The sequence below is a fragment of the Aquimarina sp. MMG015 genome, from assembly GCF_018100855.1.
GTDB classification, from domain to species: Bacteria; Bacteroidota; Bacteroidia; order Flavobacteriales; family Flavobacteriaceae; genus Aquimarina; species Aquimarina latercula.
The window spans coordinates 353894-376398 of sequence record NZ_JAGJEB010000005.1; the positions used below are offsets into that span (position 1 = coordinate 353894).

At 32.1% G+C, this 22505-nt stretch carries 21 protein-coding genes; 5 read left to right on the forward strand and 16 right to left on the reverse strand.

The window, feature by feature from the left end:
- The first annotated feature begins 117 nt into the window (after window positions 1-117).
- Window positions 118-681: a hypothetical protein gene (locus J8L88_RS12070; protein ID WP_118387013.1), complete on the forward strand. Its 564-nt coding sequence runs from the start codon at window positions 118-120 to the stop codon at window positions 679-681.
- On the opposite strand, the gene J8L88_RS12075 is transcribed toward J8L88_RS12070, so the two are convergent.
- From J8L88_RS12075 to J8L88_RS12085, 3 genes are all read right to left on the reverse strand, one after another.
- Window positions 678-1919 carry a glycosyltransferase family 4 protein gene (locus J8L88_RS12075; protein WP_211060844.1) on the reverse strand — a complete coding sequence of 414 codons (1242 nt, stop codon included), beginning with the start codon at window positions 1917-1919 and terminating at the stop codon, window positions 678-680. The two genes, J8L88_RS12070 and J8L88_RS12075, sit on opposite strands and share 4 nt — an antisense overlap.
- A gap of 76 nt (window positions 1920-1995) precedes the next feature.
- Window positions 1996-2775, reverse strand: a complete 780-nt coding sequence (locus J8L88_RS12080; protein ID WP_027392406.1) for a zinc ribbon domain-containing protein — start codon at window positions 2773-2775, stop codon at window positions 1996-1998.
- A 3-nt stretch (window positions 2776-2778) separates the two neighbouring features.
- Complete coding sequence (locus J8L88_RS12085) at window positions 2779-3873, reverse strand: Nif3-like dinuclear metal center hexameric protein (RefSeq protein WP_027392405.1); 1095 nt, start codon at window positions 3871-3873, stop codon at window positions 2779-2781.
- 110 nt (window positions 3874-3983) lie between these two features.
- Between J8L88_RS12085 and lpxK the strand changes: the two genes are divergently transcribed.
- Entirely contained in the window at window positions 3984-4991 is a 1008-nt protein-coding gene (lpxK, locus tag J8L88_RS12090) for a tetraacyldisaccharide 4'-kinase (RefSeq protein ID WP_211060845.1), read from the forward strand.
- Between the two features lie 104 nt (window positions 4992-5095).
- On the opposite strand, the gene J8L88_RS12095 is transcribed toward lpxK, so the two are convergent.
- Genes J8L88_RS12095 through lipA form a run of 3 tightly spaced genes read right to left on the reverse strand, consistent with a single transcriptional unit; the run spans window position 5096 to window position 9246 of the window.
- Window positions 5096-7318 (reverse strand): response regulator, encoded by a 2223-nt coding sequence (locus J8L88_RS12095; RefSeq protein ID WP_027392403.1) that lies wholly within the window; start codon window positions 7316-7318, stop codon window positions 5096-5098.
- Window positions 7319-7346: 28 nt separating this feature from the next.
- Window positions 7347-8351: a type I glyceraldehyde-3-phosphate dehydrogenase gene (gap, locus tag J8L88_RS12100; RefSeq protein ID WP_211060846.1), complete on the reverse strand. Its 1005-nt coding sequence runs from the start codon at window positions 8349-8351 to the stop codon at window positions 7347-7349.
- 22 nt (window positions 8352-8373) lie between these two features.
- Window positions 8374-9246, reverse strand: a complete 873-nt coding sequence (gene lipA, locus J8L88_RS12105; RefSeq protein WP_211060847.1) for a lipoyl synthase — start codon at window positions 9244-9246, stop codon at window positions 8374-8376.
- Between the two features lie 575 nt (window positions 9247-9821).
- Between lipA and J8L88_RS12110 the strand changes: the two genes are divergently transcribed.
- Window positions 9822-10055, forward strand: a complete 234-nt coding sequence (locus J8L88_RS12110; protein WP_027392400.1) for a hypothetical protein — start codon at window positions 9822-9824, stop codon at window positions 10053-10055.
- Window positions 10056-10111: 56 nt separating this feature from the next.
- On the opposite strand, the gene J8L88_RS12115 is transcribed toward J8L88_RS12110, so the two are convergent.
- The 4 genes from J8L88_RS12115 to J8L88_RS12130 form a co-directional block, all read right to left on the reverse strand.
- Window positions 10112-10684: an RNA polymerase sigma factor gene (locus J8L88_RS12115; RefSeq protein WP_027392399.1), complete on the reverse strand. Its 573-nt coding sequence runs from the start codon at window positions 10682-10684 to the stop codon at window positions 10112-10114.
- A gap of 33 nt (window positions 10685-10717) precedes the next feature.
- Complete coding sequence (locus J8L88_RS12120) at window positions 10718-10924, reverse strand: hypothetical protein (RefSeq protein WP_027392398.1); 207 nt, start codon at window positions 10922-10924, stop codon at window positions 10718-10720.
- 105 nt (window positions 10925-11029) lie between these two features.
- Window positions 11030-12082 (reverse strand): UDP-N-acetylmuramate dehydrogenase, encoded by a 1053-nt coding sequence (gene murB, locus J8L88_RS12125; RefSeq protein ID WP_211060879.1) that lies wholly within the window; start codon window positions 12080-12082, stop codon window positions 11030-11032.
- A gap of 32 nt (window positions 12083-12114) precedes the next feature.
- Complete coding sequence (locus J8L88_RS12130) at window positions 12115-13344, reverse strand: pyridoxal phosphate-dependent aminotransferase (protein ID WP_051336042.1); 1230 nt, start codon at window positions 13342-13344, stop codon at window positions 12115-12117.
- A 104-nt stretch (window positions 13345-13448) separates the two neighbouring features.
- Here J8L88_RS12130 and J8L88_RS12135 point away from each other — a divergent pair, with 104 nt between their 5' ends.
- Complete coding sequence (locus J8L88_RS12135) at window positions 13449-14828, forward strand: aspartyl protease family protein (protein ID WP_211060848.1); 1380 nt, start codon at window positions 13449-13451, stop codon at window positions 14826-14828.
- A 53-nt stretch (window positions 14829-14881) separates the two neighbouring features.
- On the opposite strand, the gene J8L88_RS12140 is transcribed toward J8L88_RS12135, so the two are convergent.
- Window positions 14882-15286 carry a DUF1573 domain-containing protein gene (locus J8L88_RS12140; RefSeq protein ID WP_027392395.1) on the reverse strand — a complete coding sequence of 135 codons (405 nt, stop codon included), beginning with the start codon at window positions 15284-15286 and terminating at the stop codon, window positions 14882-14884.
- 126 nt (window positions 15287-15412) lie between these two features.
- On the opposite strand from J8L88_RS12140, the gene J8L88_RS12145 reads away from it, so the two are divergent.
- Entirely contained in the window at window positions 15413-18046 is a 2634-nt protein-coding gene (locus J8L88_RS12145; RefSeq protein WP_211060849.1) for a valine--tRNA ligase, read from the forward strand.
- 53 nt (window positions 18047-18099) lie between these two features.
- Here J8L88_RS12145 and J8L88_RS12150 read toward each other — a convergent pair whose 3' ends face one another.
- From J8L88_RS12150 to ftsH, 5 genes are all read right to left on the reverse strand, one after another.
- Window positions 18100-18369 (reverse strand): acyl-CoA-binding protein, encoded by a 270-nt coding sequence (locus tag J8L88_RS12150; protein WP_027392393.1) that lies wholly within the window; start codon window positions 18367-18369, stop codon window positions 18100-18102.
- A 2-nt stretch (window positions 18370-18371) separates the two neighbouring features.
- On the reverse strand, window positions 18372-19019 hold the full coding sequence (locus J8L88_RS12155; protein WP_211060850.1) for a phosphatidylserine decarboxylase family protein: 648 nt from the start codon (window positions 19017-19019) through the stop codon (window positions 18372-18374).
- On the reverse strand, window positions 19009-19818 hold the full coding sequence (locus J8L88_RS12160; protein WP_108803398.1) for a phosphatidate cytidylyltransferase: 810 nt from the start codon (window positions 19816-19818) through the stop codon (window positions 19009-19011). Before J8L88_RS12160 ends, J8L88_RS12155 begins: the two co-directional genes overlap by 11 nt.
- A gap of 1 nt (window position 19819) precedes the next feature.
- Window positions 19820-20431: an LUD domain-containing protein gene (locus J8L88_RS12165; protein WP_027392390.1), complete on the reverse strand. Its 612-nt coding sequence runs from the start codon at window positions 20429-20431 to the stop codon at window positions 19820-19822.
- Window positions 20432-20550: 119 nt separating this feature from the next.
- On the reverse strand, window positions 20551-22497 hold the full coding sequence (ftsH, locus tag J8L88_RS12170) for an ATP-dependent zinc metalloprotease FtsH (protein WP_118386994.1): 1947 nt from the start codon (window positions 22495-22497) through the stop codon (window positions 20551-20553).
- Window positions 22498-22505: the final 8 nt, after the last annotated feature.

Here is a 22505-nt window from a genome sequence, read left to right on the forward strand (position 1 = left end):
CTTCTTCACATCAGTGAAGAGGCTTTTTTTGTTTTCAATAATCTATTTTTTTTGTTTTTATTATTAATTGTTTGTAACCTGAATTTGTTTGATATCGTCTTATGAGAAAGTTGTAAGATGAATTCTAAATTTTCTTATTATATAGAGCTTGCTGCTAGATGGTATGTTTTTATGTTAATTACCATATATGGATCTGGTAAGTTGTTGGGAGGGCAGTTTTACAGAAGAGGTGTTTTACCCGAAGAAATAGCTATGATTCCTTTGTCTGAAGTAGGAGGGTTTGATCTAGCTTGGACTTTTATGGGGTATTCCTATTCTTATATATTGTTTATTGGTATTTCGCAATTGATTGGAGCCTGTTTATTGTTGTTTCAGAAAACAAAGTTATTTGGGGTTTTTGTTCTCATGCCAATTCTTATTAATATAATTGTTTTTGATGCTATATTTTTTGATACATATGGAGCATTGGCGAGTGCAATGCTTTATCTTTTGTTATTGTTTTTAGTACTCTTTCTTAATAGGGTTAGGGTTTTAGAAATAATTAGAGTTCTCTTAGGTTATAGGGCAAAGTTTGATGATGAGTTAAAGTTTAGTACTCTGAAAACAGTTGGTTTTGTGTTTTTATTAATGGTTTTACTTTTTGGGATTGATCAGTTTTTTGTAAACCTATTAGGGCATTAGTTGTTCTTGTTTTTTTCTTCAATCCACCGAGACATAAATTCAGTGCTTTTCATGGTGTGATGTTGTAGCATTGAGCCAATGAAATTTTGATGACGATGCTCTTCTAAATTATCTTTTAATTTAAAGATTCGCTGAATTAGTTTATTGCTAAGTTCTTCTTTTTTGAAACGAGTGTTGATGATTTCTATTCCATTTTGTTGTGCTTGATTCCAGATATTTTCATTGTTGTATAGTTTGATGGCTGCTTTTGCAAATTCTTCTGGTTTATCTTTGATAAAGCCATTCCAGTCTGAGTCTTCTCCAAGCATCCCTTCTGCGCCTATAGTTGTTGTTATGCTAGGTGTTCCGTTTAGCATTGCTTCTGATAGTTTTCCTTTGATTCCTGCGCCAAAACGTATAGGGGCGATACATATACGTGCTTGCTGCATAACTTCTGCAGCGTTTTTTGTCCACCCTTTTATATGAAATCCTTCTTTTGGATTGTGTAGTTGAGTGGCTTTTGGTGGTGGGTACGCTCCATAGATGTGAAGTTCAGTTTCCGGAAGTTCTTTTTTTATCAGCGGCCAGATAGTTTCTTTTAAATATAAAACACTATTCCAGTTAGGTTCGTGTCTAAAGTTTCCGATAGTTATGAAGTGGCTTCTTTGGTTGTAGGGCTTCCAGTTATTTTTTGTTTGAGTGTTAATTGGGTCTAGTAGAAAAGGAAGGTATTGTAATAGTTCTTTTCTTATGTTGAATTGATTTCGTAAGATGTCTATTTCTTTACTTGATATAATTAAAGAGATATCAGAACGATAAATGCTGGCAATTTCTCTTTTTGCCATATCGCTTGATTTTAAATTAGAATATGTAAAGTCAATCTTTTTTTTTAAAGCTTCTTCTCTTGTCTTTCTTAGGCTGTGAAGATCTTCTGTGTTTAAGATCCTTAAAGCTTTCGGACAATGTTTAGCGATTCTCCATCCAAATTGTTCTTCGGACATGAATCTGTCAAACATAACAAATTGAGGTTTTAGGTTGTTTATAAAATTGTCAAAACTATTGTCATTAATAGCTATGGTAGTTTTGGTGACGCCAAGTGCATTAATGTCGTGCATGTGTTCACTTTCAGCAGCGGTACTTGCAAAAGTTATTTTAAAACCTTTAGATATGAATAGTTGAATTAGTTGAAGCATTCTACTTCCGGCAGCGGAGGAATTAGGTTCTGGCCATACATTGCCTATTATTAAGATGCTATCCATTTTTGATATTGTAATTTTTTAAAATAAAAAAAGCCTCAGAAACATCTGAGGCTGTAATATTATATAAAAAATTGGTTTATGACAATTTAGAAAACATTGTCTCCATTTTTTCTTTTTCTTCTTGCGCTAACTCTTGGTCTACTAAGATACGTCCACTATGTTCATCTGTGATGATTTTTTTTCGTGAAGCAATTTCCATTTGAACCTGTGGCGGAATAGTAAAGAAAGAACCTCCAGAAGCTCCACGCTCAATAGGTACAACAGCTAGGCCATTCTTTACGTTATTTCTTATTCTTTTATATGCTGCAACTAGCCTTTCTTCAATGTTGTTTTGGAAATCTTCAGATTTAGCAATTAAGGCTAATTCTTCTTTTTCCGTTTCTGCAAGTATTGCATCAAGCTCTCCTTTTTTGTGAGTAAGGTGCTTATTTCTCTCTGTTAAACGATCTTTAGTTTGATCTATAATCTCGTTTTTCTGGATGATTTGAGCTTTGAACTCTTTAATATGCTTTTCAGATAACTGAATTTCTAATTCCTGAAACTCCATTTCTTTGCTTAGAGAGTTGTACTCACGATTGTTTCGTACATTTTTTTGCTGCTCTCCGTACTTTTTAATTAAAGATTTAGCTTCTTCGATTAGGTTCTTTTTAGTCTTAATACCTTCGTCGATAGTTTCAAGATCAGCATTGAGTTTGTCTAATCTTTTGTTTAATCCGGCTACTTCATCTTCAAGATCTTCTACCTCTAATGGAAGCTCTCCACGTACATTTCTGATCTCATCAACTCTAGAGTCAATTAATTGCAAATCATACAATGCTCTTAATTTTTGCTCAACAGTAACTTCTTTCTTTGCCATATTTTATATGTATTGAATGGGATTGGTATTTTTATCCGATAAAATGATTGCAAAATTACTGATTTTTTTTCTAAGATAACTAACAATTAAGTTTTTTGTGTACTGTTCGCTTTCATAATGACCAATATCTGCAAGAATTAGTTTGTTCTCGGCTTCGTAAAATTGATGATATTTTAAATCCGCGGTTATAAATATATCTGCTCCAGCTGCTTGTGCATTTTTTATAGCAAAGCTACCGCTTCCTCCTAGTACAGCAACTTTTTTTATAGGTTTGCCTAATAAAGAGGAATGCCTTACACATCCCGTTTTAAATATCTTTTTAATATGCCTTAAGAATGTTGTTTCTTCTATTTCATTGGGTAATTCACCAATCATTCCCATTCCAATATGCTGATTTTTGTTTTCTAAAGTTGTAATTTCATATGCAATCTCTTCATAAGAATGATTTTTACGTAATGACTTTATGATAGTACTTTCTAAGTGTTTTGGAAATGTGATTTGTATTTTAGTTTCTTTTTCGTGATGTGTTTGCCCAATTTTGCCGATAGATGGATTGGTGTTTTTGGTTGCTTTAAAAGTTCCTATCCCATTGGATGAAAAACTGCAATTTTCATAGTTTCCAATAGTTCCTGCTCCTGCCTCGAATAATTTTGTTCGCAAGGAGTCTGCTTCTTTTTCGGGAGCAAAAGTTACTAGCTTCTTAATACTACCGCTTTGAGGGATTAAGATTTTACGATTTATCAATCCAAGTTGTTCACATATCATATCATTTACTCCGTGATATGCGTTATCCAGTGCAGTATGGATAGCAAAAATCGCTATATCATGTTTAATGGCTTTCATAACTACTCGTTCTACATAGTTATTGCCATTAAATTTTTTGATCCCTTTAAAAACAATAGGATGAAAGCTTACTATAAGATTACAGTTTTTTTCTATTGCTTCATCTACGATTGTTTCTAAAGTGTCTAATGTTACAAGAATTCCTGTAACTGTAGTGTTTTTATTTCCAACTAATAATCCTACGTTATCAAAATCTTCGGCATAACTCATAGGAGCTAAAACTTCAAGGTGTTGTATAACCTCTTTAATTTGCATTGGTGTCTGTTTTTGAAATATAAATTGAATGTAAAAAAACTTTTGTCAATAATCAAAGTTTCGTTTTATACATTTGCTATTATCATATTGTAAAAAGTAAGTTTATACATTTGAATTTATTAAGAAAAATACTTTTGCCGATCGTTCCTGTGTATTATTTCGTAACCTGGTTACGAAATAAGTTGTATGATTCAGGAATTAAGAAATCTGTTTCTTATGATTTTCCTGTGATAGCAGTGGGGAACTTAAGTGTGGGAGGTACCGGTAAATCTCCAATGGTTGAATATCTCATTAAGTTATTAAAGGATGAGGTGATTCTGGCGACATTGAGTAGAGGGTATAAAAGAGAGACAAAAGGATTTCAGTTAGTTCAAATAAATTCTACAGCTAAAGAGGTAGGAGATGAGCCATTACAATTTAAAACTAAATTCAAAAATGTTACAGTGGCTGTTGATGCTGATCGACGTAATGGAATATCAAACTTAAGAAATCAAGAAATAAGTCCAGAAGTAATTTTGTTGGATGATGCTTATCAGCATCGAAAAGTAAAAGCGGGTTTTTATATTTTGCTTACTCCTTATTATGATTTGTACAGTGATGACATTGTTTTGCCAACAGGGGATTTAAGAGAGCCTAGGAGTGGAGCTGATCGAGCGGATATAATTATAGTAACTAAATGTCCGACTACAATAAGTAGTGAGTTAAAGGAAAGTATTACAAAAAAGATGAATATCAAATCTACTCAGATTTTATTGTTCGCTACGATCGATTATGGTTCTGATATAATTAATAGCTCTAGAGAACGATCGGTATCTTCGTTAAAAGATACTTCGTTTACATTAGTTACAGGAATTGCAAACCCAAAACCTTTGTTAGAGTATTATTCTTCTTTAGGTTTAGATTTTACGCATATTAATTACCCGGATCATCACAATTTTACAGAAACCGAGCTTGATCAATTAAAAAAGCATGATTATATAGTTACAACTGAGAAAGATTATATGCGATTGGCTCCTAGTTTTTCCGAGGAAAAGTTATGGTATCAGCCGATAGAAATGAAATTTATTGATGATCAGAATGTTTTTGATACCCGAATATTAGAGTATATAAAAAAATGAGGTCTTAAAATAAGACCTCATTTTGTGTATTTTGGCTAACTCAAAAAAATAAAAAATGCTCTTCATTGTTTTTGAGTTAGATAATTATCAATAGGTGTGCCAAACTATGAACTTATTGTTTTTTTTGATAATGCTTTGTGTAATTTGGTAAAAAACTCTTCTGTCTTATAGGGTTTAGGAATAATATCATTGAAGCCATTATTGTAGAACTCATCTAGATTATCATCTAACGTTACTGCTGTTAATGCTACAATAGGTATTTCTGTATTGAACTCTCTAATTTGCTTTGTTGCTTCAATTCCACTTATTCCTGGCATGTGTATGTCCATAAGAATTAAGTCAAATTCATTATTTTTTGTTTTATTGATTGCTATATCTCCATTATCAGCAACATCACATATCATTTTGTTTTTCTCTAGTATTTTTCTTGTTATAAGTTGGTTGATTTTATTGTCTTCTACCACTAAGACCTTTTTATCGATCATTACGCTATAATCAATTTTCTTAGCTTCTTCTTGGTAATTAGAAACAACATCTTCAAACACATCAAATTTCAGATCAAAATGGAATCTAGATCCTTGTCCAAGTTCACTTTCTAATTTAATTTCGCTATCCATTAATGACAGCAAGTTCTTTACGATAGATAGTCCTAAACCTGTACCTCCAAACTTTCTGTTGATTTGCACAGATCCTTGTGTAAAGTTTTCGAAAATACTTTGTTGTTTTTTGTCAGAGATACCAACGCCGTTATCTCTAATTTCGAAATTTAGAAAAACTTTGTTTTCTATGTGGTTGATCATTTTAACCTTGATCCAAATATCTCCGTTTTGTGTAAATTTAATAGAGTTACCAATAAGATTAATTAGTATTTGAGATATTTTTAGAGGATCTCCCTTAAGTTTAGATGGGATTGATTTATCAAACTCATAGTGAAGTTTGTTATTTCTATCTTTAGCAGATTTTCCTAATGCTATTAAAACATCATTAATTCTTTTCTGCAAATTAAAAGAAGTGTTTTCGATCTCTACTTTATTTGCTTCTAGTTTATTTAGATCTAAAATGTTATTTATTAAGGATAGTAGGTATTCACCAGAAAACTTAAGCGAATTAAGATGTTCTTTTTGATTGGGAGTTGGGCTTTCTTCTAGTAATAAATGTGTTAATCCAGTTACAGCATATAGTGGTGTTCTAAGTTCGTGTGTTATTGTGGATAAGAATTGTACTTTGGCTTCACTTGCTCTTTCCGCATTTTCTTTTGCTAAAATAAGTTCAGTGTTTTTGTTTTGTAGAAGCTCATTTGCTCTTGCTCGGAGGTTGTTGTTTTTGTATAGAGAAAGTGTAAGTAACGATAGTATTGTTATTAGTGCGATACTTAATATAGTGGTAAGTCTTCCTAGCTTTAATGATTTCTGCTGTTGCTTATTCTCTTCCGTAAGTTCTTCAATCTTTACTTTGTCATCACCTATATTTAGTTTAGCTCTTGCTTCTTGCGCAATTATTTCTTTATTGATGTTAAATAAAGAGTCTTTAAATTGTTGATGAAATCTTAGATTTATTAGAGAAGTTTTGAAATCTTCTTTCTTTTCATAGATTTTGCTATATAACTCAAAACTTTCCGACTGTATTTCGGAATATCCCATTTCAGTTCCAATTTGCATAGCTAAATCATTCGTAGCAATTGCTTCATCAAGGGAACCTAAGACCATTTGAGCTTTGGCTTTGTTTGTGTATAATTTAGCTTTATAATAAGATTGTCCTAGGGATTCGATTTTAGGTAACCCTTTATTAAAATGAATAATTGCTTCTTCTGGTTGATTCATCTCCAGAGCGAGAAGTCCAATATTGATTTTAACAGGACCTTCTAGAGTTTCTAAATTATTTTTTTTAATTAATGAAGATGCAAGTTGTAAATGTTTTTCCGCATCTGTAAATTCTTTAAGCTTGGTGTGTATCGATCCACAAACGTTGTAAGAATTTGCTAAAGCAATTTCATTTTGTTGCTCGTTTTGGATTTCTATTGCTTTTTTTATTTGCTCTTTGGCGCTTTTTAGGTCTCCTAGTTCTAGGTATAATTCAGCAAGCACTCGATTGGTTTTTGCTCTGTATGTTTTGTCTTGATTTGCTACTGCCAGTTCCTTTGCTTTTGTAATATTGTGTAAAGCATTCGACAGTCTAGCTGTGTTGATAGCTTCCGATGCTTTAACAAGATAGTTTTCAATAGCATTTTTAACCTGGATACTATCCTTGGAATCTTCAATTTGCGAATAAGCAATGAAGTTACATCCAAGTATGAATATGATAATAAATTTTTTGATTCGGGTTGGCATTTTCCTTGAAATAACTCAACTAATATAGTTATTTCTTACAAATGTTGACAATTAAATCTATTATTCTGTTGCTATATCCTATTTCATTATCATACCACCCTATGATTTTTACCATTTTTCCGATAACAGAAGTCATTAGAGAATCAAAAATGCAAGAATGTGGGTTTCCTAATATATCAACGGATACAATAGGGTCTTCGGTATAAGATAAAATTCCTTTTAAATGTGATTCAGAAGCTTTTTTGAACGCTAGATTTATTTCCTCGATAGAAGTTTCTTTTTTTACATTAAATGTAATGTCAGTAAGTGACCCATCTGGAACAGGAACTCTAATTCCACACCCACCAATAACACTACTTAATTCAGGAAAAACTTTTGTTAATGCTTTAGCAGCTCCTGTCGTAGTCGGAACTATGGATTGACTGGCGGCCCTAGCTCGTCTTAAATCCCGATGTGGTTGATCGTGTAAACTTTGATCGGTGGTGTAACTATGAATTGTTGTTATGTACGCTTGTTCTATTCCACAAAGTTCGTCGATGACTTTTATCATAGGAGCGGCATTGTTAGTTGTGCAAGAGGCATTGGAAATTATTGTTTCATTTCCATCTATGATATGATCATTTACTCCTAGAACAATAGTTTTTATGGAATCTTCAAGGGGAGGTGCGGAGAGTATTACTTTTTTAGCTCCCGCTTTTATATGATCCAGAGCAGCTTCTTTTGTTTTAAATTTTCCTGTGGCTTCAACTACGATATCAACATCATAATTTTTCCAATTACATTCTATAGGATTTTTTTTGTTTAATAATGGGATCGATTTGTCTCCAATTATTATATGATTCTCAGTGTATGAAATATTTTGCGATAATACTCCGTGGATACTATCATATTTAAGTAAGTGACTTAATGTTTTAGTATCTGCAAGATCATTTATAGCAACAACTTCAATATCCGAATTGTTAATCAATAATCTAAAAAGATTTCGACCAATTCTTCCAAAACCATTGATGGCTACTCTAATAGGTATATTCATTAAATAATTTCTTCAAAAAATATTAGGTCAGATGCTTTTGTGCCTTATAAGAAGATCTGACTAATGCTCCACTTTCTACATGTCTAAATCCCATTTTTAGTCCAATCTCTTCATATTTTTTAAATTGATCTGGAGTAATGAACTGTTTTACAGGTAAATGTTTTTTGCTAGGTTGCAAATATTGTCCGATAGTAACAATGTCTAAGTCTACTGATCTCAGATCTTTTAAAACTTGTATGACCTCTTCTTCTGTTTCTCCAAGTCCAAGCATAATACCACTTTTGGTGCGGCTAATACCATTGTCTTTAAGATATTTTAGAACCTGAAGACTTTGCTCGTATTTAGCTTGTATGCGAACTTCTCTAGTAAGTCTTTTTACGGTTTCCATATTATGGGAAACTACTTCTGGTTTAACAGCAACAATACGATCTATGTTTTTTGTTTTTCCCTGAAAATCTGGGATTAAAGTTTCTAAAGTAGTTTCAGGATTCATTCTGCGAATGGCCTGGATTGTTTCTGCCCATATAATTGATCCTCCGTCCGCTAAATCATCTCTGTCCACAGAAGTTATTACAGCATGTTTTATATTCATTATTTTTATAGAACGAGCCACTTTCTCGGGCTCTTCCCAATCTACTGTTTCCGGTCTTCCTGTTTTTACGCCACAAAAACCACAAGAACGAGTACAAGTGTTACCAAGTATCATAAATGTGGCAGTTCCTTCACTCCAACATTCACCCATGTTTGGGCAACTACCAGAGGTACATATAGTATGTAAGTTGTATTTGTCAACTAAACCTCTAAGTTCTGTATATTTTTTTCCAGTAGGTAGTTTTACCCGTAGCCATTTTGGTTTTCCTTTAGGAGGAGTTACAGAAGTAACATCATTATTCATACTTAGCAATGTTTTATGCAAAAATACGAAGAAAGCTCATATTAAAATATAGTTTTCAATATTCTTAAGAGTTTCTGAATAAGTATTTTATTTGGAAATATTTTGGAGTATCTATTACTGTAAATAATCAGTATAGAATTTGCGTATAAATAAATTTTATCCTTAACATAAAATTTACTCATACACAATATAAAATCTATGTATTTGTTTTGTGTTAATAATATGATAATGATAGTATCATTATGGAAAATTACTCAAAAGGGAAATTTTGGGTAAAAAAACAGAGAAATTTTTTATTAAATAGATGTTGAAAAAAATACTTATAAAATTATTTTTAAACACTGATAATCAGGTTGTTAATTTGATTAAAACGCTCTATTTGATATATCTTTAGGGATTTTTTCTTATTAAAATTATGGCAAAACCGTAATTTTAATAAGGTTTTTATGGATTAATAAAATTTCTTTTCCTATTTTTGAAACACATAATTTATAGTATCATACTTTAAATCATGGTTAAAATTAGCTTAACCCCATTTTTTATTCATTAAAAAAAAGTTAAAAAACCAATTAAAAATGTCAAAAGAAGAATTAGAACAACAGAAACAATTACAGAAAAACAGAAAGAGAGTTGAAAAGTGGTTAATTAATAATCAAAATTTTATTAATATAACCGGAATTGAAAAAGAAATATCTGCGCCGAAAGGACTGGTCCAAAAGTTTATCAAATATGATAAGAAAATAAATGATAAGTGGATTAATCCTTTACACGAAGTGTTAAAAAGAATAGCGACTTTTAGTCTCAGATAATACAAGTGATTTATTTGTAGCAAATGAAAGAGGAATGATTGGTTTTATAAACTGAATTATTTCTCTTTTTTATTTGTTATTATTTCAGAAAGAAGTTTTCTTGCCCTTAGCAGTTTTACCTTGATATTATTCATTGGTTCATCTAGGACTTCTGAAATTTCTTTATAACTTAATTCTTGAAAATATCTTAAGTTTATTACTTCTTGGTAGTGTGGTTTTAGTTGTTTGATGTATCTAAGTAATTGGGCTAGGTTTTGTTCTGTGATTAATTTGTCTTCGGGAGTTGGGGTATCATCAATGATCTTATACACAACATCATCTACCTCTCTAGTAGTTTTAGAACGGATAGAAGCATTTTTTTTTCGTAAAAGATCTATATGGATATTTTTCGAAATTTGAATTATCCAAGTTTTAAAGTTATACTCCTCTTTAAAAGTGTCTATTTTATCAAATGCTTTTGAGAAACTTTGGATAGTAATATCTTCTGACTCATATTCGTTTTGAGTCCGTTTTAATTGAAAATTAAAAACATCATTCCAGAAAGTGTCTAACAAATAATTAAAAGATGCTTGTTTGCCTTCTTTAGCTTTTTTAATGTGATCTGAAAGAGTTAAAGATTCTTTTTCCAATGAAGTGCTTTTGAACGAAAGTATTTTTAAAAACTACTTAGAATGTCCTGTTTCATTGCAGTTAGCATATTGATCAGGAGTTTTTCCACACATAGAACAAGACTCACCTTCTTTGTTTAGAAAAGGACTTTGGCTTGCACAAGTTCCGGCAAATTTTCCATCTTTTTTAGCCCATAATTTAATTGCAATTCCTGCAAAAGCAGCTAAAAGAAGAGCTACTGTAAGTAGTACCAATTTCATAATATTATTCTCTCAAAATTCTTATGCAAAGATACGAAGAAAAACTACCTGAAAATATGATTTTAAAAAAATTACATACTTCATAAGGTTAAAAATAACTATTACTTAAATTATGTTTACCTCTGTTTCTAGAGAAATATCAAATTTTTCTTTAATAGTGTTCTTTATTTTTATTGAAAGCTCTAGGATTTCTTGTCCATTCGCATTGTTATGGTTTACTAATACTAATGCTTGCTTATCATGTACTCCAGCATCTCCCCATCGTTTTCCTTTAAATCCCGATTGTTCTATAAGCCATCCCGCAGGGACTTTTATATTTTGTTCGTCTACTTGGTAGTGTGGTATATCTGCGTATGATGTTTGTAAATTATTAAAAGCTTCTATCGAAATTACCGGGTTTTTAAAAAAGCTTCCGCTATTTCCTATAATAGCGGGGTCAGGTAATTTGCTTTTTCGAATAGCGATTACTGCTTCCGAAACATCTTTAATAGTTGGGGTGTTAATGTTTTTATCTTTTAGAGCATTTTCTATTGCGCCATAACTGGTGTTTAGACTGTGTTCTTTTGTAGATAATTTAAAGGTAACTTTGGTAATTATATACCTTCCTTTTAATTCACTTTTGAAAACGGAATTTCGATATCCGAAACTACATTGTTCTTTATTAAAAATTCTTTTTTTTCCGGTAGTTAAATTTATCGTTTCGCAACTAACAAAACTATCTTTTAGTTCTACCCCATATGCCCCAATATTCTGTATGGGAGCACTACCTACATATCCAGGGATTAATGAAAGGTTTTCTAAACCCCCATAATCATTATTGATACAGTATTGAACAAAATCATGCCAATTCTCTCCTGCAGAAGCAGAAACTAATACATGATTATCTGATTGTTTAGCAGTACTTATGCCTTTTATTGCAATATATAATACTAAGGATTCTAGATCTTTAGTTAAGAGCATATTGCTTCCTCCACTGAGAATAAAAATGTCCTTATTCTTGTGAATAGAAAGTGTCTCTATAAGCTCTTTTTCAGAATTGATTTTTATAAATTCTTTAGCTTTTACATCAATACCGAATGTATTGTGTTTTTTGAGAGATTTGTTTTGTTCTATTTTCAAAAAGGATATGGTTTTAGTTGTACGCGATTTTTTACTTATTCTGAAAGTGAAATATATGATTATTTATCATTTTATAGGCTAACTTTCTCTTTGATGATGCTAAAAGATTTTTGATCAGTATATTTTGCTAAAGCGAGTTTTAATATATTAATCGCCTTTTTTAAATCTCTTCTATTTAAAACATACGCAATTCTAACTTGGTTTAATCCTTCATTTGGACTAGAGTAAAAACCAGCAGCAGGAGCAAGCATAACGGTTTCGTTATTTACATGAAACTCATCTAAAAGCCATTTGGTAAAATGATCCGCATCTTCTATTGGTAATTCTGCAATGCAATAAAATGCGCCATTAGGTGTTGCTACTTTAACGCCTGGAATCTGTCTAAGTCCATCGACAAGCGTGTCTCTTCTGATTTTATATTTTGCTACAGTTTCGGTGTAATATGATTCTGGAGCTTCTAGCGCAGCTTCGCTGGCGATTTGAGCAAAAGTGGGAGGACTTAATCTTGCTTGTGCAAATTTCATTGCTGTTTCCATGACACTTTTATTCTTACTAACCATACAACCTATTCGTGCTCCACACATACTGTAACGTTTAGAAACTGAATCAACTACTATTGCGTGATCGTCAAGAATTCTTTCTTGTAAAATCGAGTAATGTTCTGAGTCATCATATACAAACTCTCTGTACACTTCGTCAGAAATTAAAAACAAATCATATTTTATTGCTAAATCAGCAAGCTGTTTTATTTCTTCCTTACTATAAAGATACCCCGTTGGATTTCCTGGATTACAGATAAGTATAGCTTTGGTTTTTGGTGTAATAAGTTTTTCAAAATCTTTTATTGGTGGTAGTGCAAAACCATTATCAATCTGAGAAATTACAGGAACAACAGTTACCGTTGATTGTGTAGAGAAACTATAGTAATTAGCATAGAACGGTTCAGGGACGATAATTTCGTCTCCTGGATCTGTAATACTACCCATTGTAAAGATTAACGCTTCGCTTCCTCCAGTGGTAACCAAAATATCATCTGATGATATCGTAATATCATGTTTAGCGTAATAACCAGCTAGTTTTTTTCTAAAGCTCTCAAAACCGGCAGAATGACTATATGCTAAAACATCTAGTTTATGATTTCTTACTGCATTTAAGGCCTCTATAGGAGTCTTTATGTCCGGTTGTCCGATATTAAGATGAAAAATATGCTTTCCTTCTTTTACCGCTTTTTCTGCAAAAGGAGCTAATTTACGAATTGGAGATTCGGGCATCGCTTTTCCTTTACTTGATATTACAGGCATTCCATTTAATTTAAAAAGTAAAATAGCGGTAAATTTCTTAAATTATTTAGGATTTAAGTTAATTATTATCAGGAATTTTCAAGTATTTTTCTATATTTATTGGAATGGAGATTTTGTACTGGGATTTTTATCATTTTCTTAAAGAGAAAGCCCTAATTCTATTTTTGCTTGTTTCTTTTACACTAAATGCTCAAGAAGGTTTTAAACTACCACAAGGTCAGACTAGTGATAAGATTAAATTTGAACTAGCTAATAACCTTATTATTATCCCTGTTGAGCTCAACGGAGTTAAACTATCTTTTATTTTAGATACAGGAGTAGGTTCCACTATTTTATTTAGTATTGATAAAAGGGAGTCTTTAGAATTAAAAAATGCTTCTAAAATTTACCTTAGAGGTTTAGGAAATGAAGCCCCTGCAGAAGCCATTAGATCTACCAATAATTTATTAAAAATAGGAGAAACGTATAGTGATGATCATACAGTTTACATGATTTTTGATGAGTCTATGAACTTTTCCCCTCTAATGGGTTTTCCAATTCATGGTATTATCGGATATGATTTTTTTAGAAAATTCATTCTTAATATTAATTATACAAAAGAGTATATAAAAATTTATGACCCGGAATCATATAGGTATAAGAAATGTAGAAAATGTTATCAAACTGATTTAGATTTAAGTAATGGTAGGAAAAGGCCATTGATTAAGGCTAAGTATAAAACAAGTGTTGGGTATTTGGATGTTAATCTTTTGCTAGATTCAGGATCTAGTTCTGCATTATGGCTTTTCGAAAACTCTGAAATTAACCTTAAAGCTCCGAGTGATTCTTTTGATGATTTTTTGGGTACAGGATTTAATGGAGAGATATATGGAAAGAAAACAAAAGTAAAAGGTTTAGCTATTGGAGATTTCGAGATCAAAGAGATAACAGCTTCTTTTCCAGATTCTCTGTATATACAGGGAATTTCTTTAAAATCACGTCAAGGTTCTATTGGTGGTAGTGTTTTAAAAAGATTTAATATGATTATTGATTATCCTAATAAAAAAATAACTTACAAGAAAAATAGTTTTTTTGATAAACCATTTCATTATAATATGAGTGGTCTTACAATTCAACATAGTGGGGTCAGAGTTTTAAAGGATTATAATATCCGTAGAAGTCCTTCTCGTCCTTCTTTAGATTTTGTAACAAAAGATAATGGTAAGATTTCAATCAATGTATTTAAAGCCGATGCAAGTTCCTTTGTATATTCATTACAGCCAGAATATAAGATTACTGAAGTTAGACCTGATTCTCCTGCTGCGATAGCTGGATTGTTAAAAGGCGATAAGGTCTTAGAAGTTAATGGTAGAGCATCACATTTGTACAAGCTCTCTGATATGAATGATTTGTTTTATTCAGAAGAGGGAAAAAAAATTACAATTAAGGTAGAGAGATTGGGGGTGGTCATTAAATTTACCTTTTATCTTAAAAAAGTGATATAAAAAAAGGTTTTACGAATAAGTCGTAAAACCTTTTTTTAGTATGTTAATTCTTTTTAATTCTTTTTTTCAAGAACACTCTTTGTGTCGTCTAATACCGTACCTTTTATTTTTATTGCTTTAGTAGATTCTTCTGCGTTAGAATAAACTGTTATTGTTTTACGAATTGGACCAACACGTTTTGTGTCATATTTTACTTCAATTACTCCTGTTGCTCCTGGAGCAATAGGATCTTCAGGTTTTTTAGGTATGGTGCAACCACAACTAGAATATACTCTGGAAATAATTAACGGAGCATTTCCTGTGTTTGTGAACTCAAATTGGCGAATTCCATCACTACCCTTGGAAATTTCCCCATAATCAATCACTTCTGTTTTAAAATCGATTTTCGCTTTGGCATCCTGAGCGTTTAGGGTAATTCCCAGAAAACCAATAAATAAAATCATCATTACATTTTTCATAACGTAGGTTTTTATAATGTGTAAAAGTAGTTACTTTTTATTCAACTTCAAAATTGCAAAAGACTTTCAAGTTGTCGTATATAATAATTACTTTTGCACTCTAAAATCCAAAAATCGGACCAAACTATGGCTTTAGCAGGAAAATATGATGCAAAATCAGTAGAAGACAAGTGGTATAACTATTGGATGGAAAATAATTATTTCCATTCTGAAGTTGATGAAAGAGAGGCATATACTATAGTCATTCCTCCGCCAAATGTTACAGGAGTATTGCACATGGGGCATATGCTTAACAATACAATACAAGATGTATTGATCAGGAGAGCTCGTCTGAAAGGATATAATGCATGTTGGGTTCCAGGTACCGATCACGCTTCTATTGCTACAGAGGCTAAAGTAGTTGCAAAATTAAAAGCAGATGGGATTGATAAAAATGATTTAACAAGATCAGAGTTTTTGGAACATGCTTGGGAATGGACTCATAAGCATGGTGGAATAATTCTAGAACAACTTAAAAAACTGGGAGCATCTTGTGATTGGGAACGAACGGCTTTCACAATGGATGACAATTTGTCTGCATCCGTGATCAAAGTTTTTGTTGATTTATATAATAAAGGTCTTATTTATAGAGGGTACCGAATGGTTAATTGGGATCCTGAAGCTAAGACTACTTTGTCTGATGAAGAAGTAATTTATGAAGAAAAACAAGGAAATCTTTATTATTTAAAATATAAAATCGAAGGAAGTGATGATACATTAACGATCGCTACTACACGTCCAGAAACAATAATGGGTGATACGGCTATTTGTATTAATCCAAATGATGAACGTTTTTCCCACCTGAAAGGAAAAAAAGCAATAGTGCCAATTGCTAATAGAGCTATTCCTATTATTGAAGATGAATATGTGGATATGGAATTTGGTACTGGATGTTTAAAGGTAACCCCTGCTCATGATCAGAATGACAAAGTTTTAGGAGATAAGCATAAATTAGAAGTTATAGATATCTTTAATGATGATGCTACTTTAAATTCGTTTGGGTTACATTATGAAGGTAAAGATAGATTCGTAGTAAGAAAAGAGATCCTTAAGGAGCTTGAATCTATAGGCGTGCTAGAAAAAACAGAAACACATCTTAATAAGGTAGGGACCAGTGAGCGAACTAAAGCTGTAATAGAGCCAAAATTGAGTGATCAATGGTTTTTAAAGATGGAAGGTTTGGCAAAACCTGCGTTAGATGCTGTTTTGGATAAGGATGTTAATTTAGTTCCAGAAAAGTTTATAAATACTTATCGTCATTGGATGGAGAATGTGCGAGACTGGAATATATCTCGTCAATTGTGGTGGGGGCATCAAATACCAGCTTATTTTTATGCTGATGGTAAAGAAGATTTTGTTGTTGCAGAAACTAGAGAAGAGGCACTTGCTTTAGCAAAAGAAAAAACAGGAAACGTTGCTTTAACCGATGCTGATTTAACTCAGGATCCTGATGCACTTGATACCTGGTTTTCATCTTGGTTATGGCCAATGAGTGTGTTTAATGGAATTTTAGAGCCAGATAATAAGGAAATCAATTACTATTACCCTACCAACGATTTAGTAACTGCACCAGAAATTTTATTCTTTTGGGTGGCAAGAATGATTATTGCTGGTTATGAATATAGAAAAGAAAAACCTTTTACGAATGTATATCTTACGGGTATTGTAAGAGATAAGCAAAGACGTAAAATGTCAAAATCTTTAGGAAATTCTCCTGATCCATTAGATTTAATTGATAAATATGGAGCAGACGCTATCAGAGTAGGGATGTTATTAAGTTCGCCAGCCGGAAATGATCTAATGTTTGATGAAGATTTATGTGATCAAGGAAGGAAGTCCTTTGTAAATAAAATTTATAACTCTTATAATCTTATTAGTGGCTGGGAAGTAGATTCGATTATTGAGCAACCAGAAGCTTCTAAAGTGGCGATAGAATGGTATCGATCTAAGTTTCAGAAAGCATTGATTGAATTAGAGGATGCTTATGCTAAATATAGGATAAGTGACGCTTTGATGATTACATATAAGCTAGTTAGAGATGATTTTAGTAGTTGGTTGTTAGAAATGATTAAACCGGCTTATCAGGCTCCAATTGATGCTAAAACGTATAAAGAAGTGATTGAGATCTTAGAGGATAATCTAAAAATTTCTCATCCTTTTGTTCCTTTTATTTCAGAAGAGATCTGGCAAGATATTACTAAGAGAACTCCAGAAGAAGCTTTGATAGTATCTAGTTGGCCTCAGATTACTACTGTAGATAAAAATCTGATTAAAGAATTTGAAGTTGCTAGTGATGTAATTTCTGGAATTAGAACGATTCGTAAAGAAAAGAATATCTCATTCAAAGATACCATTGAGTTATCAATAGTAAATAGTGAAAATACTCCAAAAACTTTTGATTCGGTTGTGTCAAAATTAGGTAATGTTTCTTCTTTGGTTTATGTAGGGGAGAAGGTGGATGGAGCGCTTTCCTTTAGAGTTAAATCTAACGAGTATTTTGTTCCTATATCTGGAGCTGTTAATGTTGAGGATGAGATTAAAAAACTTACTGAAGAATTAGCATATACCGAGGGGTTTTTGAAATCTGTTCAGAAGAAACTTCAAAATGAACGATTTGTAAACAACGCTCCTGAGCAAGTTATTGCTAATGAAAGAAAGAAAGAAGCAGATGCGGAAGCTAAAATAGCTACTCTAAAATCAAGTCTTTCTGGGTTGCAGTAGTAGATAAATAGCATATAGAATAAAAAAAGCACTTTTTTATAAAGTGCTTTTTTTTATATATCCGTAATGTATTTATTTACAATCTCAATGTATTTTAGTTTAGCTTCTTTTGGGGTAAGATTTTTAACTTGAAAAAGAGCATTTAGTTTAAATGCATTTCTCAATTCGCTATTCCCAGACGGAGTATAAAAACCTTCTGTATGCATTGCTTGTTTATAGTACGCATAGAAATGTAACATAACATCAGGAGGTAATTCTATAGTAGTACTACTGGCTTTATCAAAAGCCTTTTGGAAAGCGATATTTAATTCCTCATCGGTCATACTTATACATTAGCGATAATACTTTCTCCACCTCTAACTTTTTGGTTTAAAGTTACATTAACTTCTGTACCAACGGGTAGATAAACATCAACTCTAGAGCCAAATTTTATGAATCCACTATCAGAACCTTGTGTTACTTTTTCACCTTCTTCTGCATAATTTACAATTCTTTTTGCTAAAGCTCCAGCGATTTGTCGATAAAGTACTTCAATAAAATTGTTTTTTACAACTACGGTAGTTCTTTCGTTTTCTTCTGACGCTTTAGGGTGCCAGGCAACTAAGTATTTACCAGGATGGTATTTACTGAACTTAACCTCTCCATTTATTGGGTGTCGGGTTACGTGTACATTAATAGGAGACATGAAGATAGAAACCTGTAATCTATTTTCTTTAAAATACTCTTTTTCGAATACTTCTTCTATTACGACTACCTTCCCATCTACTGGTGCTACCACAGTATGGTCATTGATATCAGTACGTCTTTTCGGGTTTCTGAAAAATTGTAATATCAATATCAGAAAAACTAGCGTAACAGAAAAAATTGCAATAATCCATTCATCTATCTGAATTGATACATACGATGCTGCATTTATACCAAGAAAAAGCACTATTGCTACTGATATAATTTTATAACCTTCTTTATGAAACATATCTTAATATTTGTAAAAATGCGTATAAAAATGGACTCGCAAAAATAATACTGTCTAAACGATCAAAAATGCCACCATGCCCAGGCATTATTGATCCACTATCCTTTACTCCAGCTTGTCTTTTGAACTTGGATTGTATAAGATCTCCAAGAGTACCAAAAATACTCATAATTATACTTATAATCAACCAAAGAGGTATTGATAAAGTGTCTGAAAATATTGCTAGTAAATATCCAGCTAATAAAGTAAAAAGAAAACCTCCTATAAAACCTTCGATGGTTTTTTTTGGTGATATACGTTCTAATAATTTGTGCTTTCCAAAATTTTTACCAACTAAATAAGCAAAGGTGTCATTTGTCCATATCATAAGAAGAGGTCCTGCTATCATAATAGGATCATATGCATCGTTATAACACGGGATAAGTGTTAGAAAAACGATGGATGTGATAAGGAAAAATATACTAGTAAAATATTTTCTTTTTTCGAACATTGGAATGATCCTGATAGTTATAAGATCACGTACTAAGAATAATTGAGTAATAATGGTAAGTCCAAGAGTTACTAAAATAACCGATAAAGGTATTTTTAGATTTGGAGTATGGAATAAAAGTAAAAATCCAATAAATATAATATAAAGCCAAGTATTTTTTAGATGAATTAATTTTTGAAACTCATAAATACAGATAATTCCAAAGATTAAGAATACTCCAATAAAGGTATATTTAGAAATAAATATAGAAATTAATAGTATCGAGATGTATAAAAATCCCGATAAAGACCTTGTGAGCAGTTCCTTCATATTATAAATCTTCCAGCAGCAGCAAATATAGATTTTTTGAGCTACTTCCGTAACTTAAGAAGTCTTTTTCTTTTTGTGGTTCGAAGTTTTTTATAGTAGTAATATTCGAAGGAATTGAGTTTTTGTTTTTTTCTTTGATTCCTTTTAAACCTTCTCCAATACTTTTAACTAGTTGGCTAGTAGATGCTAGTATGATAAAATCATCTGGTAGCTCAGTTAACTTTTTTTCTCTAAGTTGATTAGAAGATATAAGAATGGCTCCACTATCTGCTATTAGATATTCGCAAGTGGCAAAAAAGAAAGAGGCTGGAGATTTTTTTATATAGTTAAGGTTGAAACCAGAAAACTTATGTTCTAATCCCATGTCGAAACAGCAAACATCTTTTTCATACCAATCATTTTCTAAAAGGATCTTATCAAAAGAATCTAGAACTTCTTTGTCACTATCACAATATAAAAATTTGCCTCCATTTCTTTTGAAATTAATCATAAAACTTTCATCAACCGGAAGGTTGATTTCTGGCATATATTTACTGCGATCTTCAGTGTGTCGTTCCTTACTCTTTTGGTCTGATTTAGATTTTGAGGAAAATATTCTTCTAAATAGACTCATTTTTAGATTCGATAGGGGATTTACGGGTTAACAATACTTTCAAAGATAAAAAAATCTTAATCTAAATAGAGTGTTAGATTAAGATTTTTTTAATTTACTAGTAAAATCGAAATAATCGTTTATGATGGTTCGATTATAGTTTCTTCTTTTTTATCAAACGGACGTTCTCCAAAAATCTTTTCAAGATTGTCTTTGAAAATTACTTCTTTCTCTAATAAAACTTCTGCAAGTTCAGTAAGTTTATCTTTATTATTCTCCAGAAGTTTGATAGCACGTTGATATTGCTGTTCGATAATATTGGAAATTTCTTTATCAATAAGTTCACTGGTCTGTTCGCTATATGGTTTCGTAAAACCATATTCATTTTGTCCAGAAGAATCATAATAGGTTAGATTTCCTATTTTATCATTAAGACCATATATAGTAACCATTGCACGTGCTTGTTTTGTTACCTTTTCTAAGTCACTTAATGCTCCAGTTGAGATTTCATTAAAAATCACTTTTTCTGCAGCACGACCTCCAAGAGTAGCGCACATTTCATCTAGCATTTGATTAGGACGTACAATAAGTCTCTCTTCAGGAAGATACCAAGCAGCTCCAAGTGATTGACCTCTTGGAACAATAGTAACCTTTACAAGTGGTGCAGCATGTTCTAACATCCAGCTTACGGTAGCATGACCAGCTTCGTGAAAGGCGATTGCACGTTTTTCTCCAGGTGTGATGATTTTGTTTTTCTTTTCTAATCCACCTACAATTCTGTCTACAGCGTCAAGGAAGTCTTGTTTTCCAACAGCCTTATTTCCTTTACGAGCAGCAATAAGAGCCGCTTCATTACAAACATTAGCAATATCTGCACCGGAAAAACCAGGTGTTTGTTTTGATAAGAAGTCAGTATCTAATCCTTCTTCTTTTTTAAGAGGTTTTAAATGTACTTCGAAAATTTCTTTACGCTCTCTTACATCAGGAAGGTCAACATAGATTTGTCTGTCAAAACGTCCTGCTCTCATTAATGCTTTATCCAATACATCAGCTCGATTTGTTGCAGCAATAACAATAACGTTTGTATTTGTTCCAAAACCATCCATTTCTGTTAATAACTGGTTTAGTGTATTTTCTCTTTCGTCATTTGATCCAGAAAAATTACTCTTACCTCTTGCTCGACCAATAGCGTCTATCTCATCAATAAAAATAATTGCAGGAGATTTTTCTTTGGCTTGTTTAAATAAGTCACGAACCCTAGAAGCTCCTACACCAACAAACATTTCTACAAAATCAGATCCTGATAATGAGAAAAAAGGAACTTTAGCCTCTCCAGCAACTGCTTTTGCTAATAAAGTTTTACCTGTTCCAGGAGGTCCTACTAATAAGGCTCCTTTTGGTATTTTACCTCCTAATGAAGTATATTTTTCAGGATTTTTAAGAAAGTCTACAATTTCTTGCACTTCTTCTTTGGCTCCTTCTAGACCGGCTACATTTTCAAAAGAAACTTTTACATCTGTATTCTGATCAAAAAGTTTAGCTTTTGATTTTCCAATATTGAAAATTTGGCCACCAGCACCTCCGCCAGCGCCACCGCTCATCCTACGCATGATAAATATCCATACTCCGATAATAAGTGCAAAAGGAAGTAAAGTAATAAATATATCACCCCACATATTGCTTTCTGTATCATAACCTACCTCTGTAGCTACTCCGTTTTCACTTTTTATTCTAGCGATTTCATTTTCGAAATTCTGTAGATCTCCAAACTCAAATTCATAGTCCGGGTCATTTGGACTAGTTGGTAAAATTGAATTCTTTTTATTTTTAGTATGTTTTTCTTGACTTTTTGCTTCTTGTGTCAAGAAAACTTTAGCTTTACGTCTATTAATGATTGATACACGCTCTACTTCGCCGTTACTTAAAAAGTTGTTGAAGTCGGAAGGAGTTGTTTCGGGAGCAGATCCCATGTTTCCTCCACCTAAAAAATTTAATGCTAAAAAACCAACAATTATAACACCATAAATCCAATATGCGCTAAACTTTGGTTTTTTATTTGGTTCCATTTTTTTATTCTCTTTAGCCATTTACGCTT

Bases quoted from the DNA above. Each gene is read 5' to 3' on its own strand.
- J8L88_RS12070 (WP_118387013.1), top strand. From the start codon at position 118: ATGAATTCTAAATTTTCTTATTATATAGAGCTTGCTGCTAGATGGTAT.
- J8L88_RS12075 (WP_211060844.1), bottom strand. From the start codon at position 1,919: ATGGATAGCATCTTAATAATAGGCAATGTATGGCCAGAACCTAATTCC.
- J8L88_RS12080 (WP_027392406.1), bottom strand. From the start codon at position 2,775: ATGGCAAAGAAAGAAGTTACTGTTGAGCAAAAATTAAGAGCATTGTAT.
- J8L88_RS12085 (WP_027392405.1), bottom strand. From the start codon at position 3,873: ATGCAAATTAAAGAGGTTATACAACACCTTGAAGTTTTAGCTCCTATG.
- J8L88_RS12095 (WP_027392403.1), bottom strand. From the start codon at position 7,318: ATGCCAACCCGAATCAAAAAATTTATTATCATATTCATACTTGGATGT.
- gap (WP_211060846.1), bottom strand. From the start codon at position 8,351: ATGAATATACCTATTAGAGTAGCCATCAATGGTTTTGGAAGAATTGGT.
- lipA (WP_211060847.1), bottom strand. From the start codon at position 9,246: ATGAATAATGATGTTACTTCTGTAACTCCTCCTAAAGGAAAACCAAAA.
- J8L88_RS12110 (WP_027392400.1), top strand. From the start codon at position 9,822: ATGTCAAAAGAAGAATTAGAACAACAGAAACAATTACAGAAAAACAGA.
- J8L88_RS12120 (WP_027392398.1), bottom strand. From the start codon at position 10,924: ATGAAATTGGTACTACTTACAGTAGCTCTTCTTTTAGCTGCTTTTGCA.
- J8L88_RS12130 (WP_051336042.1), bottom strand. From the start codon at position 13,344: ATGCCTGTAATATCAAGTAAAGGAAAAGCGATGCCCGAATCTCCAATT.
- J8L88_RS12135 (WP_211060848.1), top strand. From the start codon at position 13,449: ATGGAGATTTTGTACTGGGATTTTTATCATTTTCTTAAAGAGAAAGCC.
- J8L88_RS12140 (WP_027392395.1), bottom strand. From the start codon at position 15,286: ATGAAAAATGTAATGATGATTTTATTTATTGGTTTTCTGGGAATTACC.
- J8L88_RS12145 (WP_211060849.1), top strand. From the start codon at position 15,413: ATGGCTTTAGCAGGAAAATATGATGCAAAATCAGTAGAAGACAAGTGG.
- J8L88_RS12150 (WP_027392393.1), bottom strand. From the start codon at position 18,369: ATGACCGATGAGGAATTAAATATCGCTTTCCAAAAGGCTTTTGATAAA.
- J8L88_RS12155 (WP_211060850.1), bottom strand. From the start codon at position 19,019: ATGTTTCATAAAGAAGGTTATAAAATTATATCAGTAGCAATAGTGCTT.
- J8L88_RS12160 (WP_108803398.1), bottom strand. From the start codon at position 19,818: ATGAAGGAACTGCTCACAAGGTCTTTATCGGGATTTTTATACATCTCG.
- J8L88_RS12165 (WP_027392390.1), bottom strand. From the start codon at position 20,431: ATGAGTCTATTTAGAAGAATATTTTCCTCAAAATCTAAATCAGACCAA.
- ftsH (WP_118386994.1), bottom strand. From the start codon at position 22,497: ATGGCTAAAGAGAATAAAAAAATGGAACCAAATAAAAAACCAAAGTTT.